The sequence below is a fragment of the Acinetobacter sp. YH12112 genome (genome assembly GCF_013418945.1).
GTDB classification, from domain to species: domain Bacteria; phylum Pseudomonadota; class Gammaproteobacteria; order Pseudomonadales; family Moraxellaceae; genus Acinetobacter; species Acinetobacter indicus.
Window position 1 is genome coordinate 75,559 of sequence record NZ_VPBA01000007.1, and the last position, 17,679, is coordinate 93,237.

Genomic DNA, 17,679 nt, shown 5'->3' on the forward strand with positions numbered 1-17,679 from the left:
AAAAAAGATATTTAAAAGAATAAAATTTTACTATTTTAAATACAGCCTGTTAATTTTTTCAAAATAAAAAAGACCTGCTACATTCCAATGATCTGAAACAAAGCCTAGCTGTTTATTTTAATTTTCACTCTTATCTTAAAAGAGTCGCAACATAGACAATCAAAATAAATAACAGGAAGGGTGAATCATGGCCAATACACGTAATGAGGGTACTTCAAATCGTGGATTTGCGAGTATGGATCCAGATGAACAAAGAGAAATTGCCAGTCGTGGTGGGCGTGCAGCCCATGCCAGCGGCAATGCGCATGAATTTACATCCGAAGAAGCGCGTGAAGCCGGCCGCGCAGCCCATAATGCACATGAGTTTACGTCAGAAGAAGCACGTCGTGCCGGCGCCAGAAGTCATATAAACGACGACGATCGCCGTGGTCGTAGCTCATCTTCGGGCACGCGTAAACGCGACTGCTATGGACGCTTTACCTCGGAATAGTACAGCTTGCTAAAAACATAGGCTTAATCTGACCGGATAAAACAGCAATCGTTTTTGTCCGGGAAGATTAGGCCTATTTTTATGGGTGAATGAATGTGGTTTTGATCTTTACTTGATCATCTTTATGAATAAGGTAAGCGCAGATTTTTTGTGATTGCTTAGAGTTTTAAGCTCAACACAAACTCATCTTAATAGGATTTATAGGGCAAAAATTTCCCGGATAGCATCACATTTACCCGGTCGCCATTTTCATGGCTTTCACGTTGAATATCCATACTAAAATCAATCGCGCTCATAATCCCGTCGCCAAATTCTTCATGAATCAGCTCTTTAATGGTAGAACCATAGACATTCACCACTTCATACCAGCGGTAAATTAAAGGATCGGTCGGAACGCTGGTCGGCAGGGAGCCTTTATACGGCACAATTTGCAGCCAGGCCACGGCTTCATCACTCAGGTTAAATATCTGACCAATTTTTTCGGCCTGTTCCTTGTTCAATGCCATTTGCCCCAAACAGGCTGCCGTTACCCATTCTTTGGATAACCCAATTTCCTGCGCCACGCTGGACCACTGAATATTGTTCAGCACCTTGGCAGATAAAATCATGTCTGTCACTTGTTGGCGGTGGCTAATCATATCTATTTCCTCAACTGCTTATGGCTAAAACACTGACAAGGGAAAAGCACAATGTATGCCAGCTTAAAATCAGCTCAGATCTTGAATCTGCCTATGGCGTAAATTCATCTTTCACCCAAAGTTGGTACGTTCCTTGCTGTATCTCCACTGAACTGATGGCAACGACGCCATAAATTTTTTAAAACATGTTGGATGATTCAGGCAAAGGCGCCTAAGACGTGAAAGTCGTCTTGGGCGCTTTTTATTTGCAAATCATCTCACTGCTAAATTTTAATCGTTGAGGGGTACTCGCAATGGCTTATCTTGCACCTTCCGAATTTGCAACCAAAGTTGTGGATGCCGGTGAATCGAAACTACATATGGCAAACCGTGATGTGCTGATCCGCGCCACCATGGCCGGGGCTATTCTGGCGCTGGCAGCGGTTTTTGCGGTCACCATTGCAGTGCAAACCGGCGTGCCTTTAATTGGTGCATTATTATTCCCAGTGGGCTTTTGTATGCTGTATCTGCTGGGCTATGACCTGCTGACCGGGGTATTTGTCCTGACACCATTGGCCTGGCTAGATAAACGTCCGGGCGTGACCTGGGCCAGAATCCTGAAAAACTGGGGCGTGGTCTTTGTCGGTAACTTCACTGGCGCCCTGATTGTGGCGGTGATGATGGCCGCGGTCTATACCTACGGCTTTTCGACCGAACCGAACAAGGTCGGTCTGGCGATTGCACATATTGGTGAAGACCGGACGCTAGGCTACAAAGAATATGGCGTAGCTGGCTGGATCACGATTTTTATTCGCGGCATGCTCTGTAACTGGATGGTGTCGCTTGGCGTGATTGGTGCGATGATGTCGACCACCGTTAGCGGCAAGTTTATTGCGATGTGGATGCCGATCATGCTGTTCTTTGCCATGGGCTTTGAACATTCGGTGGTGAATATGTTCCTGTTCCCGTTTGCGATGATGATGGGCGGCGATTTCTCGGTGATGGACTACTTTATCTGGAATGAGTTACCGGTAGCGCTGGGGAACCTGGTAGGTGGTTTGGCTTTAACTGGTCTTGCGCTTTATACCACGCATGTTCGCACTGCACCAAAACGTGAGTTCTAAGTTTTAAGCACACAGGATGAATTCAGGAATCAGGGAAGATTCCAGCCAGTTGAGATCAGCGCATGTCCACTTTGCCATCTTCACACCAGACTTCACTTCAAATTCGGCTTGGGCAATATAGTGCTGCCGGCCGCAAAGAGAGCAATCAGGATTTTCATGGCGCGGCCGTTCCGGAGGGCTATCTGGCACAGCAAAAGGGCATTGCCTGCGCCATTGCCGATGGTATCAGCAGTAGCAATGTCAGTCATATCTCCAGTGAAACCGCAGTGTCCAGTTTTCTGGCCGATTACTTTTCGACGCCCGATTCCTGGAGTGTTAAAACTTCGGTCGACCGGGTGATTCGTGCCACCAATTCCTGGCTCTATGCTCAGACCCAGCAAAGTCAGGGCCGTGTCGATAAAGACCGCGGCTATGTCTGCACTTTTAGCGCGCTGGTATTCAAACATGAAACTGCACATCTGTTTCATATTGGTGATGCGCGTATTTACCGCTTGCGTGAGCAACAGCTGGAACAGCTCAGTGTTGACCATCGGGTCTGGTTATCTTCCCGGGAAAGCTATTTAAGCCGGGCTTTGGGCGTGGCGCAGAAAGTAGAGATGGATTATTTAAGTCTGCCGTTGGCACAGGATGATATTTTCCTGTTGATGACCGATGGTGTATATGAATATCTGTCGGACAGCCAAATTATCGAGGCACTTCACAGTCCCGAAACTTTAGATCTTGACCAGGTAGCAGAAACGCTGGTCCATCTGGCCGATGCGCAGGGCAGTCCTGATAATTTAACCCTGCAAATTGTGCAGGTACAGCAGCTGCCACAGCAGGCCCAGTCACAATTTCAGCCAAGTCACAACCAGCTAAGTCTGGCCCCGGATTTAAGCATAGGTCAGCAGTTTGAAGGCTACCGGATTCAAAATGTACTGCACCAGAACCATCGTAGCCGTTTATATCTGGCCTGGGATGAGACGCGGCAGCAGCAACTGGTCATTAAAATTCCGTCACTGGACTTAACTCAGGATGCACAAGCGCTGGAGCGTTTTCTACTGGAAGAGTGGGTAGCAAAACGGATTCAGCATCCACAGGTGTTAGCGGCCTATCCGCATCAGCGCAGTAAATCTTATTATTTTCAAACCTATGAATATTTATCTGGCCAGACCTTAAATACATGGTTGCATCAGCAACGCCAGCCGATTGCGCTTGAAACCGCCATCCAGATTACGGAACAGATCATTAAAGGCTTGCAGGCTTTTCACCGGCTGGACATGCTGCATCAGGATATTCGCCCTGAAAATATCATGCTGAATGCACAGTTAGAGCTAAAACTGATTGATTTTGGTGCGACCCTGGTCAAGGGGATTTCCGAATCACAGCCGCAACATGCCGCGGCTTTGGGCACCTTGGCCTTTATGGCGCCGGAATATTTTTGCTCGCGGCCGGTTTCCACCCGTTCAGACCAGTTTTCACTGGCCGTGGTACTGTATTATGTACTTAGCAAACAGTTACCCTATGGCACCGAACTGGCGCGTTGTCAGACGCTTAAACAGCTAAAAACGGTGCGTTATCATTCAATTTTAGAATATCGGCCAGATATTCCGGTGTGGGTTGATGGAGCCTTGCATAAGGCCTTGGCCCTGATGCCAAATGAACGTTATGAGGTATTGTCAGAATTTCTGTATGACCTTAAGCATCCTAACCGGTATTTTTTAAAGCCGGTTCATTCTTCCTTGCTGGATAAAAATCCTGTTAGATTCTGGCAGGCGGTTTCAGCTATGTTATTTTTATGCTTGCTGTTGTCTTTGGCGTTGATGTTTAGTGTTTAAATTAAATCAGTGATTTTTAAATGCTGGACTGATTATAAAATCAGAGCCACTTGGCTCAGCGATTGTCGTTTCAATACAGCCCCATTTTGATGATGAAATCCGCGCTTAAAATGTATTAATCCCAGCTCCCGAAGGAACTGGGATTACCTACAAAATTAAAGTGAAGAGTTATTCATAACGTCTTCAGGATTGGGTAAATGTGCCAGAAGCTTCGTTCTGATTCACCGGAATTACCTTACATATTTGGGTAATTCGTGTTAGCGGCAGTGTAAAACTGACCCCCTTGGTTAATATAGCGGTCATGGGGGAGATTAAGAACCACCACACCATGAGATCGTGACGGTACATTTGAGCCACATCTTACTAAAAAGAATCAGACCAGTATCACGCAAATAGATAGCCAGATTCTATTCCTATATTCGTGACTGGCGTTTAGCCATGAGCCGATTTATTATTGAATTCGGTGACCAGTGAAGCAATCACCTTTAAATTTATCAAAAGCAATTACATAAAATTATTTACAGGTTCAATAATATACAAGCTAGAAAGTTCCACAGTTTGAAATTAAACGTCGATAAGCCAAGAAAAAGCACAAGCTGCCGATCATTCCGAGATAAAGCAATTTAGGCAAGACTAGCTCTGTAGGTACACCCATCTGATTGAGTTGAATAAACATCTGCACAATTTGGGTGGAAGGCAGGATTTCGCCAACGACTTGCATCCAGAGAGGCATTGCAGCATGCGGCCAGGCCGCACCAGATAAAAAGAACAGTGGAATGGAAGTGAATACAATTACATGACCCGCACGTTCCGGCAGATCCAGAAAACTGGCGAATAGGCAGGTCATGCCAATTATCGTGTAGATAAAAACCGGAACAGCCAGTAGCATCCCGAACAGGTTGCCACCGCGCGGATAATCAAACAGCCAGAAGCTGAAACCGAATAAATAGAAACATCCCAGACAGCCAATAGTAAAGACCGCTAAACACATCCCAATCAATGCATTTGTGTTTAATTCTATTTTTCTTTCCCGATATACCAAAATCAGCATACTCAAACCCAGAAGAATAGTTTGGTGGATAATTAAAGGTGCAACCGCAGGAAAGACATAACTGCCATAGCCGGATAGCGGATTAAATAAAGGAATTTGATGCACAGAAAGGGCAGGTGAAAAGTCCGAGACCTCGCCAAAGCGTTCAGTATAGTCTGCCAAAGTTTGCTCAACCGATGTGGCTAAGCCCAGACCAATTTGTTTGGTCACTAAAAAGTTGGCTGTGCTTAAATACAGGCCAATGCCGCCTGTTTCACCATGCCTTAAGCTTTGCGATAAATTGTCCGGTAGCAGTAAAATGCCATCGGCTTTTTGAGATTCAACCCATTGTTTAGCTTCGGCAAAATTGCCGGTAATCGCCTCAATTTCCACATTGGGGCTTTGTGCCACCTGACCAATAATACGGGTGCTTAAGTTACTTTGTTCTTCATCGACAATAATAATCGGTAAGGCTTCAGCCTGCTGTGCCTGATAAGCGGTTGGATAAAAAAAGCTGTAAAATAAGACGGATAGAATCAGCGTGGTAAAGATCGCGCCGTGACTGACAATATCCTTGAAGCCTTGCAGATAGTAAAACCAGAGGGATTTCATTGGACTGCTCCTTTAGCTATTTTTTTAAGAAACAGATAAGCCAGCAGAGCGTAGACTAGGGCATAGATCAGCAGCATTAATCCAGCTTGCAGTGAAATATGCAATGGACTACCAATCACCCATTGTTCAGTTTGTAATTTGGCATAGGGCGTAAACGGAATAATATTGGACCAAAACTGGGTGAACAGGGGCGCATTATTTAAAGGGAGGGTCACACCTGCAAAACTCAAAGATGAACCACCATAGACCGCAATGATGCCAAAAGATTTACTTAAATCTTTGGTCGCCAGAACCACTGCACTGCTTAAAAATGCATAAGCGCTATATAGCAGAAATTGTGCCGATAGAATCAGAGCGAGCGAGCCAGCAACAAACCAGCCGCGAATTTCAATCAGCCAGAACATCCAGATCCAGGTCCATAGACTAAAAATAGCCACATAGACCAGGTTCTTAGACAGTAATGCCATCCAGATGGACGAGTTGCTAATCCAGCTTGTTAAGGTCTGTCGCTTCAGTTCCTGACCGACGGAAAATGCCACACAACAACACAGCAGTAAATGCAGAATTGCCGGAATGACATAGGGTTCCAGATAGAATTCATAATTTAGTTGCGGGTTATACAGCGGCGATATTTTGATATGCGGTGACGGTGCTTCGAGAGAAGGCAGCCGGTTGCCCAGATATTGCTGTCCGCTAAATTCAGCCAGTGCTTGCAGGGTACTGACCAGCATGGCAGAGGAAATGGTATTTCCGATACTGAAATAACTCTGGTTAAAGGCAATACTGATGTCAGCATCCCGGGCACGAACCAGACGTTGCTCGGCACCGCTGGGAATATGGATATAACCCCAAATTTTATTTTGATTTAACAGGCGCTCAATTTCAGCTGTTTGTTCCGACACTGTAGCAATTTTAAGAGTATGATTCAGCGCCACATGCTGATAAATGCTTTGACTCAGCGCACTCTGGTCTTGATCAATAATCGCAATCGGTAAATGATCCGGTTTCCCTTGAGCAAACATGCTGCTGAATAAAATAATCACCAGTGCAGGTGCGAGCGTGACCAGACACAGATCCCATTTTTCGCGGAGCAGATAGCGCAGTTCGCGCCATATACCCGTCCACATTATCGGGTCTCTTTCAGTTTAAATAACACGCTCATCCCAACTTTCAGTTCAGGAATCGCTGGTGTGGGCACAAGATGCAGCTTAAAACTTCGCACATCATAACCGCCGGTTTGGCGTGTGGTCTTAATGGTGGCAAATTCACCTTCAGCACTGATCTGCTTGATTTTAAAAGTGGCGGTTTTATCTAGGGCGGGAATATAACCTTCAATACTGCTCATTTTCTGAAACGGGGCATATTGGTCTTCACGAATATTCAGGCTCACCCACATTTGATCTTCAATCAGGCTGACCACAGGGACTGCGGTGGCTACCAGCTCCGAGACTTTGCCATAGGTTTTAGACACCGTTCCGTTTACAGGTGCTACTAATTGGGTTTCTGCCTCTAATGCATTGGCTTCATCCAGCGCAGCCTGGGCAATATCTACTTGTGCATCGGCAGAACTCTTTTGCTGCGAGGTGCTGCCACGTTTGGCACGTGCGTATTGCTGATACGCTGCTTCTGTCATTTGTGCCGCTGATTGACTGGCTGCATACAATTCATCACGGCGCTGGCGTGAAATCACACCTTCCTTAAATAAATTTGCACCACGCTCATAAGAAACTTTGGCTAAATTTTGCTGTGCTTTCAGCGATTGCCAGTTGGCATACAGGCTGGCGATATTTTCTTCTTGCGAGCCACGTTCAGCAGTCGATTGTAAGGCCAGCGCAGATTGTAAAGCCGCTGTGGCTTGCTGTTTTTTGGCCTGAATTTCCGGGCTGTTTAAGCGCACCAGCACATCGCCTTTTTTGACTCGCTGACCTTCTTCTACATAAATTTCTTCAATACGGCTTGGCACTTTGGTCGCCACCTGAACTGTTTCAGCTTCTACACGACCCTGCAATTCAAGCGGAGCCGGTTGGTAGCTTTTCCATAATCCAAATGCGATGACTGCCAGCAGAACTGGAATCAGGGCGAGCAATAAATATTTTTTCTTTTTAGCGATTTCAGGAGCTTGTTGTTGCTCGGTCGAAGTCGTCGCGTTGTTTTCTATTTCAGTTTTTGTTTCTACCTGTTGCGCAGGCGATTTTTCTGTATCGCTGGATGAAGCCGCTTCATTCACAGGATCATTGGGTTTTTGATCTTCGTTCATGTTCGGCTCCATTAGCGAATATAGTGAGTGTTGGTATGTTGGATGTAGTTCGGAAATTCTGCAATCGAGCCATGGCTTTGTAATAGTGTGGCCAGTGACATCACATATTTGTAAGCATTCAAGGCAGTTTCGGCTCGTAGTCCGCTCAGCATATTTTGTGCATCGATGACCTGTATGGCGGTGCCCATATCTTCTTTAAAGGACAATTCTTGGATGCGTAAATTTTCCTGTGCGGCTTTCAAATTTTGTGCCAGAAGTGCATCACTTTGCTGTGCGCTGAGTGCTTCGCTATAAGATTTATAAATCAGATTTTCAATTTCCTGCTGGGTGCGTGCAGTGAGCAGTTCTGTGGCAGAGCGTTTGAGTTCGGCAGCCTGAATATTTTTGTTTTTATCGATCCCAGAAAACAGGTTATAGCGTGCGGCAACTCCGACAATCCAGTTTTCATTTTGATCCAGACTATATTCACCAAAAGCAAAAACATTCGGTTTTTTCGCTGCTTGCTGGGCTTTGACATTGGCTTGAGCTAATTGAGTATCCAGCTGCATTTTTTGAATCAGCGCAGAGTTCTGACTAAAGGTTTTCAGCAGATGATTTAAGGCCTGTGGCTCGGTTTTATTGACAAATAAAGGCGTCGAAAGTTCGGTGATGCTACTTTCCTGAAGCAGATTATTCAGCTGGAACAGGGCAGCATTCAAATTGGCCTGCGTATTTTGCTGGCTGCGCTCGGCATTATTACGTGCCACTTCAAATTGCATACGCTGGCCTTTACTGATAAAACCTTGCTGTTCCATTTTTAAGGCATTGCGATAATGCTGCTGCATGGCATTCAGATTAAACAGCGCAGCTGCATGCAATTGCTTTTGGAGCTGTACATTAAAATAACTTTGAATCAGTTCAAAACGCTGCGTATCTTGCTGCTGTTTGTTGCTGAGCTGACTACGACCGACCTGAATATTGGCAATTTCTTTGGCACTACGGGTGAGGCCTCCAGTATATATTGGCATAATCACGGAAACAGTGGGGCGAATCACCTGATCTTCAAGGATGACATTAGACGTATCCGGAATCAGACCAACTCCGCTATGAATAGTATTGTTAAGTCCATCACGCAGTGGATCGGTAATACCTGCAGGTAGATCCACGCCATTACTGGCCTCCCACTCATTAAGCCGGCCATTCACGCCTTGAGAGAGTGAATTCTCCAGATTATTTTTAAATTGCTTTAATGGAATATCGACTTCACTGTGAAAGGCATAGGCACGAACATTCAGGTCGACTCGTGGCAGACCTATACCTTTCACTGCTTCAGCTTCAAGTTTTGAAGCCTGTTCCAGACTTTGATAGGCTTGGCTGCTATAAGAATTTTGCAACAACTGACGTTCAGCATCCTGAAAGCTGATGCTCTGTGCATGAGCAAAGCTGCCATACATCATAGATGCAAGCAGATTTAAACCCCAGACAAGCTGTCTTTTATTTTTCTTTAAGTTCATAAAGTCGCTAAACTGATTTAAAGCCGGTAATGTTATCCCGCTAGTATAAATCAAAGGTCCGCAGATAGAACTAGTGTAAAGTTATAGTATTGTTTCTTTTACATCTGTATGGCTTTGTTGCACAAGCCTATCTGAACCGTACCGGGTTTGTCGGAGACTTTTTTATTTAAGTTAGGCCACCTGACCTAACGGGTTAATCTTATCATAGTACATTGCTTCAAACTCAAAAGGCGATACATAACCCAGTGCACTGTGTACACGCTTTTTATTGAACCAATCTACCCAGTTTAGTGTCGCAAGTTGTACATCTGCTAAACCTTGCCAATCTGCTTTTAAATATTCAATCACCTCTGTTTTGTATAAGCCATTCACCGTTTCAGCCAGAGCATTATCGTATGAATCACCAGTTGTACCGACTGATGCTCGTAAATTTGCAGCTTCTAAACGATTGGTATAGCGAATAGAAAGATATTGAACACCTCTATCTGAATGATGAATCACATTCTTTGGCATGCCTCGATCGTGCAAGGCTTGCTCTAATGCATCGAGCACCATATCTGTATTCATCCGTGTAGATACTTTCCATCCAACAATTGCTCGTGAGAACACATCAATAATAAAGGCGGTATAGACCCAGCCTGAATTTGTTTGAATATAGGGGTGAGTAGACCAAAGGAATCTCACCCTTATATCCGCACTTATGAAGGGTGGCTATATCTCGCAGTTGTGATTGACCTGTTTTCACGTCTTGTTGTTGGCTGGTCTATGAAATCCAGAATCACGGCAGATCTGGTTTTAGATGCGTTATTGATGGCTTTGTGGCGAAGAAACCCAAAGAACAAAGTCCTAATCCATTCTGACCAAGGCAGCCAATACACCAGTCATGAATGGCAGACATTTCTCAAGCATCATAATCTTGAAAGTAGTATGAGTCGTCGACTTGCGCAGTACACTGCTCATGCTATGACAATGCTGTTGCAGAAAGCTTCTTCCAGCTATTAAAGCGGGAACGAATTAAAAAGAAAATCTATGCGACCAGGACTGAAGCAAGGTCGGATATCTTTGAATATATTGAGATGTTCTATAATTCAAAACGCAGATATGGTTCCAATGGTCAGCGTTCTCCATTAGATTATGAAAAGGCCCATCAAAAGATGATTATGTGTGTCTAGAATTTTGGTGGCTATTCACATTGATAGTTTTGCTTGCCATATAGTTTGAGGCCATTTTTCTTTATACTGTCACTTAGACAGGTTGGACATTTGATTTCTAGTGTTATTTGCATCTCACTATCTTATCAAAAGCCAACCTGTTTTTTTCAGCATACTTTTTGAAACACCACCAAAAAACCAGGTTGAAAAAGTCAGCTTTAAGCTTGTCTGAAGAAATGACCATTGTCATTTTATTTCATCAATCCGGTTTTAGATTCTTCAAATATTTTTATTGCCAAATGATCGTTCCATTCTGGAAATCTGCTTTATTGTTTGAACCCCAATAAGCCAACTTTCCAAAATATGCTAAAAGGCTAAGTGGATTTCATCGAACTCAGGTTATTTTAGCTCTGCATAATTCCGCTGACACCGGTCACAATCATATCAATGGCAATGGTCCCAATCAGCAAGGCAGCCAGACGCCCGACAATATCGACATACAAATCAATATAATTGGAATGTTTATGCTGCAAATGATCATGCGCATATTTCATTAAAATAAGCAGGCTACAGGTCAGAAATAGCGTCACAAAAATCACCAGCACCAGTTGCCACAGGCTTAGCTGAATTCCGGTAATGACCGCGGCGCTGATGGTTCCCGGGCCAATCATAAACGGCATGGCAATGGTGCCGGCCAAATGATGTGGCGCACCGCGCATCACCCCAATGGTATCGGCGCCTTCAAACACATAGCGATAACCAATCACCAGAAAAATAATCCCGCCAAAAATCTGGAAAGATTCAAAACGGACATGCAGGACATCATGAAAAAAGGCTTCACCGGTTTTGGCGAAAATAATAAACACCACAAAGCTGATTAGACTGCCCTGAATCAGGGCGCGATTAAACACTCGGGCCTCGGAATTACGGATAATGCCGAGCATATAAATACTCATTAAAAACGGGTTTAATAATGAGAAAAACAGTGCAAAGGCGTGAAGCGATTCAGACATCCTACAGATTCCTTATTGATCCGGGTCTGGAAAGAGCGGGCGCTTGCCTGGACTAATCCGGTTGATGTGCAAGAACATCAAATGGCGCTCGTATTTATCCAGAATGTCGTTAATGACCTGTTCCTTGCTATAACCCACCAGATCATTGCCTTGCGAGCCTTCAAACAGATAGGTTTCCAGACGGTAATAGTATTTCTTGGTGCGTTTGCCGCGTGAACTGAAGTTGGGTGTGTCATAACGGATTGGCCAGATCTGGTAAACGAAGTTTTCTTCTTCATCCAGCTGAATGGTTAAATCCAGATGTGACAGTTCCGGTTCATCATCCAGGGCTTTTTCCGCCAGATCGACCTGAATGCCTTTGTTGATGAATTCTGTGGCCACCGCATGCATTGCCGGTTTACAGACCTCTTCCAGCATTTGCTGGGTTTGCGATAAATTGGCATGCAGCATTACCCGGCTGAGGCGTTTTTTCCAGTTAAAGATGTCGACATTGCCGACCACGGGTGCCGCATTCATGCTGGTACTGGCCTGACGGAAATCTTCCAGTCTTAATGACTTGTACAGACCCGCCATCACAAAGAAAATCACAAAGCTAAAAGGCAGCCCCATAATAATGGTGGTGTTTTGCAGTGCAGTCACGCCATTGGCCATCAGCATGGCCAAAGTCAGTAAACCAATCGCCAGTGCCCAGAAGACACTTAACCAGCGCGGCGAATCATGTTCAATATTGCTAAATTTGGTGGTGAAATTCCCCAGTACCAGTGCGCCTGAATCGGCAGAAGTCACATAAAACAGCAAACCGGTAATGGTAGCGACGCCGGCCAGAAATGGGAACCACGGATATTGGGCAAGCAGGTCATAGAAACCATGTGCCGGATTGGCCAATACGGTGGTGGCCAGCTGGGTATTGCCATCAAAAATTACGCTGTGCAGGGCGCTATTTCCAAAAATTGACAGCCAGGTCAGGGTAAACAGCAGGGGAATAATTAAGGTACCGGCCACAAATTCACGGATGGTTCGGCCACGGGAAATTCGCGCCAGGAACAGGCCGACAAATGGCGACCAGGCAATCCACCAGGCCCAGAAAAACAGGGTCCAGCTGTTCATCCATTCTTTCGGTTGCTGAAACGGAAAACTGGTTAAGGACAGTTGCGGGAACTGGCTAATATAGTCGCCAAAGTTCTGGATTAACGCTGCCAGTAAAAACTCGGTATTGCCCATCACCAGAATAAACAGCAGCAGACCAATCGACACATAAATATTGACTTCAGACAGAATCCGGAGGCCTTTATTTACCCCAGAAGCCACTGAAATTGCAGTAATAATGACTGCAACGGCAATCAGCGCCGACTGGATCAGCAGGTTTTCTGGCACATCAAACAGTACATGCAGGCCGTAGTTGAGCTGAACCACACCAATCCCGCAGGTGGTGGCAATACCAAAAATGGTGCCCAAAACGGCCGCGGTATCAACACTATGTCCAATCCAGCCATTAACACGCTTGCCAAAAATCGGATAAAGCGCCGAGCGGATGGTTAGCGGCAGGTTATAACGATAACTAAAATAACCCAAAGCCACGCCAACCAAGGCATACATGCTCCAGCCAGTTAATCCATAGTGGAACAGGGTCCAGACCATTGACTGGCGCGCAGCCTCAAAAGTCTGGCCTTCGCCGACAGGCGGATTCATATAGTGAGACAGCGGTTCGGCCACCGAGAAGAACATCAGGTCAATCCCGATTCCGGCCGAGAACAGCATTGCCGACCAGCTCAGCAGGCTAAATTCCGGCTTGGAATGTTTGGGACCTAATTTGATGTCGCCATAACGCGACAGGGCAATAAACAGTACAAAGACCAGATATAAGGTGGCCGCCAGCAGGTAATACCAGCTAAAGGTCCGGCTGACCCAGTTCAAGATTTGGGTAATGAGCTGATTCGCCTGGTCATTAAATAAAATCGTAACCAGCGAAAACAGCAGGATGAGTGTTGCCGAAAGAAAAAAGACAACTTTGTTCAGACTATCGGTCGTCTGTTCAGTTTTCTTTTGCATAAATCTGTGACCATATTTTTTTAATTCGGATCTACAGCGCAGTGTGTTTTGGCTTAACCAGACTCTATAGGCATGGTTCTCATTACAAACATTTGCAAATGAAAAACAAACTGAGCTGTACATCAGGAAGCAGACGGGACTATAATTTATTTTAATTGAACGTTCAATTAAAATAACGTTTTTATATGTTACCTTGTCTTGTGCATGATTTTTATTAGTCAGGTCGATCTTATGCCTAAAGTTGGTATGCAACCGATTCGTCGTCAACAGCTGATTGATGCCACCTTATCTGCCATTAATGAACTGGGTTTTGCTGAAGCATCTATCAGCCAGATTGCCCAGCGGGCAGGTGTGTCTACAGGCATCATCAGTCATTATTTTCAGGGCAAGCATGGCCTGATTGAAGCGACCATGCGTTATTTGCTGCAACAGCTGGGCGATGCCATTTCGGCCAGTTTAAATACCGCAGAAAACACGCCGGAGCAGCGCCTGATTGCAATTGTGCGTGCCAATTTCTCGGCCGAACAGACTGACAAAGCGGCCATGAAAACTTGGCTGGCATTCTGGGCCAACAGTATGCATCAACCTGACTTGCATCGTTTGCAGCAGGTTAACCATTACCGCCTGCATTCCAATATCAAGCATGAGTTTGCCAAACAGCTGGACCGCGATCAGGCCGAACGCGCCGCACAGGGTCTGGCCGCACTGATTGACGGTTTCTGGTTACGCGGTTCCTTAATGACCACTGAACTGGATGCCGATTTACCTATTCAGATTTGTGCCGACTATATCCGTCAGCAACTCAATATTCATTAAATTACGAGGAGAACCGATTGATGCAATTCAATACACAACGACCTTATATTCACGGTCAGTTTGTCGATGCTTCATCCTCTGAAACATTCCAAAGTATTAATCCGGCCAATGCTGAGGTGTTGGCCACCATTCAGGCATGTAACCAGGCCGATGTTGATCGGGCAGTACAGTCTGCCAAACAGGGACAAAAAGTCTGGGCAGTCATGACCGCCATGCAGCGTTCCCGCATTTTAAATCAGGCCGTAGCCATTTTACGGGCACGCAATGATGAGCTGGCGGAAATTGAAAGCCTGGACAGTGGCAAGCCTTTAAGTGAAACCCGGAGCGTTGATATTGTAACCGGGGCCGATGTGCTGGAATATTATGCCGGCATTTTACCAGCACTCGAAGGCCAGCAAATTCCGTTAAGAGAAAGTTCTTTTATTTATACCCGCCGTGAACCGCTTGGTGTGGTGGCCGGTATTGGCGCCTGGAATTATCCAATCCAGATTGCGTTATGGAAATCTGCACCGGCCTTGGCCGCAGGCAATGCCATGGTGTTTAAAGCCAGTGAAATTACCCCACTGACCGCGTTAAAACTGGCCGAAATTTATAGTGAAGCCGGAGTACCAGACGGCGTCTTTAATGTGGTGACCGGTGGTGGCGATGTGGGTAGCTACCTCACTGAGCATCCAGAGATTGCCAAAGTATCCTTTACCGGCGGTGTGAGTACCGGTAAAAAAGTAATGGCACAGGCGGCGGCGTCCAGCTTAAAAGAAGTCACCATGGAACTTGGTGGAAAATCACCGTTAATTATCTGTGAAGATGCCGATCTGGATCTGGCTGCCGATATTGCCATGATGGCCAATTTCTACAGTTCTGGACAGGTGTGTACCAATGGAACCCGGGTGTTCATTCCTAGTGCATTAAAAGCCGCTTTTGAAGAAAAGATTCTGCAGCGCATTCCCTATGTGCGCATGGGTCAGCCTTTAGACCCGAACACTAATTTCGGGCCACTATCCAGCTTTGCCCATATGGAAAAAGTATTGCATTACATTGAGCTGGGCAAACAGCAGGGCGCTCGTCTGTTAACAGGCGGGCAGCGCGCAGCGGCAGCTGAATTTGCACACGGGGCTTTTGTCGAACCCACAGTATTTACTGATTGTCATGATGAAATGTGCATTGTTCAGGAAGAAATTTTTGGCCCGGTTATGAGTATTTTAAGTTATGACAGCGAAGATGAAGTAATCCGCAGAGCCAATGCCACCACCTATGGTCTGGCTGCTGGTGTGGTCAGTCCGGATTTAAGCCGTGCCCATCGTATTATTCATCAGATTGAAGCGGGGATTTGCTGGCTGAATACCTGGGGCGAATCTCCGGCAGAAATGCCGGTTGGTGGCTATAAACAGTCCGGTGTTGGCCGTGAAAATGGTCTGGTGACCTTACAGCACTATACCCAGACCAAATCGGTTCAGGTGGAACTGAGTCCTTTCCAATCTGTATTTTCAGCTTAAGGGAGGATCATGCTGCATGAATTATGACTATATTATTATTGGCGCAGGTTCTGCCGGGAATGTGCTGGCGGCTCGATTAACCGAAGATCCGGACACGACGGTGTTGCTCCTGGAAGCAGGTGGGCCGGACTACCGGCTGGATTTTCGTACCCAGATGCCTGCCGCGCTGGCTTATCCCTTACAGGGCCGGCGTTATAACTGGGCCTATCTGACCGATCCGGAACCGTATATGAATAACCGCCGTATGGAATGTGGTCGCGGTAAAGGCTTGGGCGGTTCCTCCCTGATTAACGGCATGTGTTATATCCGCGGCAATGCGATGGATCTGGAACAATGGGCCAGTTTGAAAGGACTGGAACATTGGAGCTATGCCGACTGCCTGCCTTATTATAAAAAGGCCGAAACCCGTGATATTGGCGGCAATGACTATCATGGCGACAGTGGTCCGGTACAGGTCGCCACCCCGAAAGCCGGAAATAACGAGCTGTTTCATGCCATGGTCGATGCTGCGGTACAGGCTGGCTATCCACGTACCGATGATTTAAATGGCTATCAGCAGGAAGGATTTGGCCCGATGGACCGTACCGTAACCCCACAGGGACGCCGTTCCAGCACGGCGCGTGGTTATCTGGATATGGCCAGACAGCGCCCGAATTTAACCATTCGCACCCATGCCATGACCAATAAAATTCTATTTAATGGCAAGCAGGCTATAGGCGTCGAATATTTTCAGGGACAAAGTACCGCGCAGCCACTCCAAGTCTTTGCTGAAAAAGAAGTGCTGCTCTGTGGGGGTGCCATTGCTTCCCCGCAAATTCTGCAGCGTTCCGGTGTCGGTAATGCCCAGCATCTAAAAAGCCTGGAGATTCCGGTGGTTCATGATTTACCGGGCGTGGGCGAAAACCTGCAAGATCATCTGGAAATGTATTTACAGTATCAGTGCAAAAAACCGGTCAGCTTATATCCAGCCTTAAAATGGTATAACCAGCCAAAAATTGGCGCAGAATGGCTGTTTTTAGGTCAGGGTGTGGGTGCCAGTAACCAGTTTGAAGCCGGTGGCTTTATCCGCACCTCCGATGAGTTTGCCTGGCCGAATATCCAGTATCACTTTTTACCGGTCGCCATTAACTACAATGGCAGTAATGCCATTCAGCAGCATGGTTTTCAGGCGCATGTCGGTTCCATGCGCTCTCCATCCCGCGGTCGGGTCAAACTGCGCTCCAAAGATCCGTTTCAGCATCCAAGTATCCTGTTCAATTATATGAGTACCGAACAGGACTGGCGCGAGTTCCGTGATGCCATCCGCATTACCCGGGACATCATGCATCAACCGGCTTTAGATGCCTATCGCGGCGAAGAAATCAGCCCGGGCAAACAGGTACAAAGTGATGCCGAGCTGGACGAATTTATCCGTAACCACGCTGAAACTGCGTTCCATCCATCTTGCAGCTGCAAAATGGGTGAAGATGATATGGCCGTGGTCGATGGCTACGGGCGGGTACATGGACTGCAAAACCTGCGAGTGATTGATGCTTCCATCATGCCGCTGATTATTACCGGCAACCTGAATGCCACCACCATTATGATGGCCGAAAAACTGGCCGATCATATTCGTGCCAAACCGGCGCTGGCCAAATCTACGGCGCCATTTTACCGGGCCAATACGCCAGTCCGGTCAATCTAGCCGCAACAGAACGCTTTGATCTCTTAGATCATT

At 46.2% G+C, this 17,679-nt stretch carries 12 protein-coding genes and 5 pseudogenes; 8 read left to right on the top strand and 9 right to left on the bottom strand.

What is annotated here, in order from left to right:
* Positions 1-187 precede the first annotated feature (187 nt).
* Positions 188-448: pseudogene (locus FTU50_RS04200) on the top strand (KGG domain-containing protein); the annotation flags it as partial.
* Between the two features lie 230 nt (positions 449-678).
* Here FTU50_RS04200 and cynS read toward each other — a convergent pair.
* Positions 679-1,128, bottom strand: coding sequence for a cyanase (cynS, locus tag FTU50_RS04205; RefSeq protein WP_127801684.1), 450 nt, complete (start codon positions 1,126-1,128; stop codon positions 679-681).
* A 293-nt stretch (positions 1,129-1,421) separates the two neighbouring features.
* Here cynS and FTU50_RS04210 point away from each other — a divergent pair, with 293 nt between their 5' ends.
* Both FTU50_RS04210 and FTU50_RS04215 read left to right on the top strand, forming a co-directional pair.
* Entirely contained in the window at positions 1,422-2,231 is an 810-nt protein-coding gene (locus FTU50_RS04210) for a formate/nitrite transporter family protein (protein ID WP_005178046.1), read from the top strand.
* Between the two features lie 62 nt (positions 2,232-2,293).
* Positions 2,294-4,048 (top strand): bifunctional protein-serine/threonine kinase/phosphatase, encoded by a 1,755-nt coding sequence (locus tag FTU50_RS04215; protein ID WP_180054445.1) that lies wholly within the window; start codon positions 2,294-2,296, stop codon positions 4,046-4,048.
* 541 nt (positions 4,049-4,589) lie between these two features.
* Here FTU50_RS04215 and FTU50_RS04220 read toward each other — a convergent pair.
* The 5 genes and pseudogenes from FTU50_RS04220 to FTU50_RS04240 form a co-directional block, all read right to left on the bottom strand.
* A complete protein-coding gene (locus FTU50_RS04220; RefSeq protein WP_180054447.1) occupies positions 4,590-5,690 on the bottom strand; it encodes an ABC transporter permease in 1,101 nt (366 codons plus the stop codon).
* Positions 5,687-6,817: an ABC transporter permease gene (locus tag FTU50_RS04225; RefSeq protein WP_127800765.1), complete on the bottom strand. Its 1,131-nt coding sequence runs from the start codon at positions 6,815-6,817 to the stop codon at positions 5,687-5,689. Before FTU50_RS04225 ends, FTU50_RS04220 begins: the two co-directional genes overlap by 4 nt.
* Positions 6,817-7,947, bottom strand: a complete 1,131-nt coding sequence (locus FTU50_RS04230) for an HlyD family secretion protein (RefSeq protein WP_180054449.1) — start codon at positions 7,945-7,947, stop codon at positions 6,817-6,819. The genes FTU50_RS04225 and FTU50_RS04230 overlap by 1 nt, the downstream gene beginning before the upstream one ends.
* Positions 7,948-7,958: 11 nt before the next feature.
* Positions 7,959-9,440: a TolC family protein gene (locus FTU50_RS04235; protein WP_180045792.1), complete on the bottom strand. Its 1,482-nt coding sequence runs from the start codon at positions 9,438-9,440 to the stop codon at positions 7,959-7,961.
* A gap of 171 nt (positions 9,441-9,611) precedes the next feature.
* Positions 9,612-10,100: pseudogene (locus FTU50_RS04240) on the bottom strand (IS3 family transposase); the annotation flags it as partial.
* 27 nt (positions 10,101-10,127) lie between these two features.
* Here FTU50_RS04240 and FTU50_RS04245 point away from each other — a divergent pair.
* A pseudogene (locus FTU50_RS04245) lies at positions 10,128-10,612 on the top strand (IS3 family transposase); the annotation flags it as partial.
* A 14-nt stretch (positions 10,613-10,626) separates the two neighbouring features.
* Here the strand turns inward: FTU50_RS04245 and FTU50_RS04250 are convergent.
* Positions 10,627-10,725 (bottom strand): annotated as a pseudogene (locus FTU50_RS04250) (IS1 family transposase); the annotation flags it as partial.
* A 54-nt stretch (positions 10,726-10,779) separates the two neighbouring features.
* Here FTU50_RS04250 and FTU50_RS15705 point away from each other — a divergent pair.
* Positions 10,780-10,917 (top strand): annotated as a pseudogene (locus tag FTU50_RS15705) (IS982 family transposase); the annotation flags it as partial.
* Positions 10,918-10,995: 78 nt separating this feature from the next.
* On the opposite strand, the gene FTU50_RS04255 reads toward FTU50_RS15705, so the two are convergent.
* The gene (locus FTU50_RS04255) at positions 10,996-11,604 is read right to left on the bottom strand and encodes a MarC family protein (protein ID WP_005177911.1); all 609 of its coding nucleotides are present in this window, start codon (positions 11,602-11,604) and stop codon (positions 10,996-10,998) included.
* A 12-nt stretch (positions 11,605-11,616) separates the two neighbouring features.
* A complete protein-coding gene (locus FTU50_RS04260; protein ID WP_180045794.1) occupies positions 11,617-13,653 on the bottom strand; it encodes a choline transporter in 2,037 nt (678 codons plus the stop codon).
* A gap of 231 nt (positions 13,654-13,884) precedes the next feature.
* Here FTU50_RS04260 and betI point away from each other — a divergent pair, with 231 nt between their 5' ends.
* Genes betI through betA form a run of 3 tightly spaced genes read left to right on the top strand, consistent with a single transcriptional unit; the run spans position 13,885 to position 17,646 of the window.
* Positions 13,885-14,469, top strand: a complete 585-nt coding sequence (betI, locus tag FTU50_RS04265) for a transcriptional regulator BetI (protein WP_168406553.1) — start codon at positions 13,885-13,887, stop codon at positions 14,467-14,469.
* 17 nt (positions 14,470-14,486) lie between these two features.
* Positions 14,487-15,962: a betaine-aldehyde dehydrogenase gene (gene betB / locus FTU50_RS04270; RefSeq protein ID WP_180045796.1), complete on the top strand. Its 1,476-nt coding sequence runs from the start codon at positions 14,487-14,489 to the stop codon at positions 15,960-15,962.
* A 16-nt stretch (positions 15,963-15,978) separates the two neighbouring features.
* Positions 15,979-17,646, top strand: coding sequence for a choline dehydrogenase (gene betA, locus FTU50_RS04275; RefSeq protein WP_104484587.1), 1,668 nt, complete (start codon positions 15,979-15,981; stop codon positions 17,644-17,646).
* Positions 17,647-17,679: the final 33 nt, after the last annotated feature.

Excerpts from the sequence above, each read along its gene's own strand:
- cynS (WP_127801684.1), bottom strand. The coding sequence starts at position 1,128 with ATGATTAGCCACCGCCAACAAGTGACAGACATGATTTTATCTGCCAAG.
- FTU50_RS04210 (WP_005178046.1), top strand. The coding sequence starts at position 1,422 with ATGGCTTATCTTGCACCTTCCGAATTTGCAACCAAAGTTGTGGATGCC.
- FTU50_RS04215 (WP_180054445.1), top strand. The coding sequence starts at position 2,294 with ATGTCCACTTTGCCATCTTCACACCAGACTTCACTTCAAATTCGGCTT.
- FTU50_RS04220 (WP_180054447.1), bottom strand. The coding sequence starts at position 5,690 with ATGAAATCCCTCTGGTTTTACTATCTGCAAGGCTTCAAGGATATTGTC.
- FTU50_RS04225 (WP_127800765.1), bottom strand. The coding sequence starts at position 6,817 with ATGTGGACGGGTATATGGCGCGAACTGCGCTATCTGCTCCGCGAAAAA.
- FTU50_RS04230 (WP_180054449.1), bottom strand. The coding sequence starts at position 7,947 with ATGAACGAAGATCAAAAACCCAATGATCCTGTGAATGAAGCGGCTTCA.
- FTU50_RS04235 (WP_180045792.1), bottom strand. The coding sequence starts at position 9,440 with ATGAACTTAAAGAAAAATAAAAGACAGCTTGTCTGGGGTTTAAATCTG.
- FTU50_RS04255 (WP_005177911.1), bottom strand. The coding sequence starts at position 11,604 with ATGTCTGAATCGCTTCACGCCTTTGCACTGTTTTTCTCATTATTAAAC.
- FTU50_RS04260 (WP_180045794.1), bottom strand. The coding sequence starts at position 13,653 with ATGCAAAAGAAAACTGAACAGACGACCGATAGTCTGAACAAAGTTGTC.
- betI (WP_168406553.1), top strand. The coding sequence starts at position 13,885 with ATGCCTAAAGTTGGTATGCAACCGATTCGTCGTCAACAGCTGATTGAT.
- betA (WP_104484587.1), top strand. The coding sequence starts at position 15,979 with ATGAATTATGACTATATTATTATTGGCGCAGGTTCTGCCGGGAATGTG.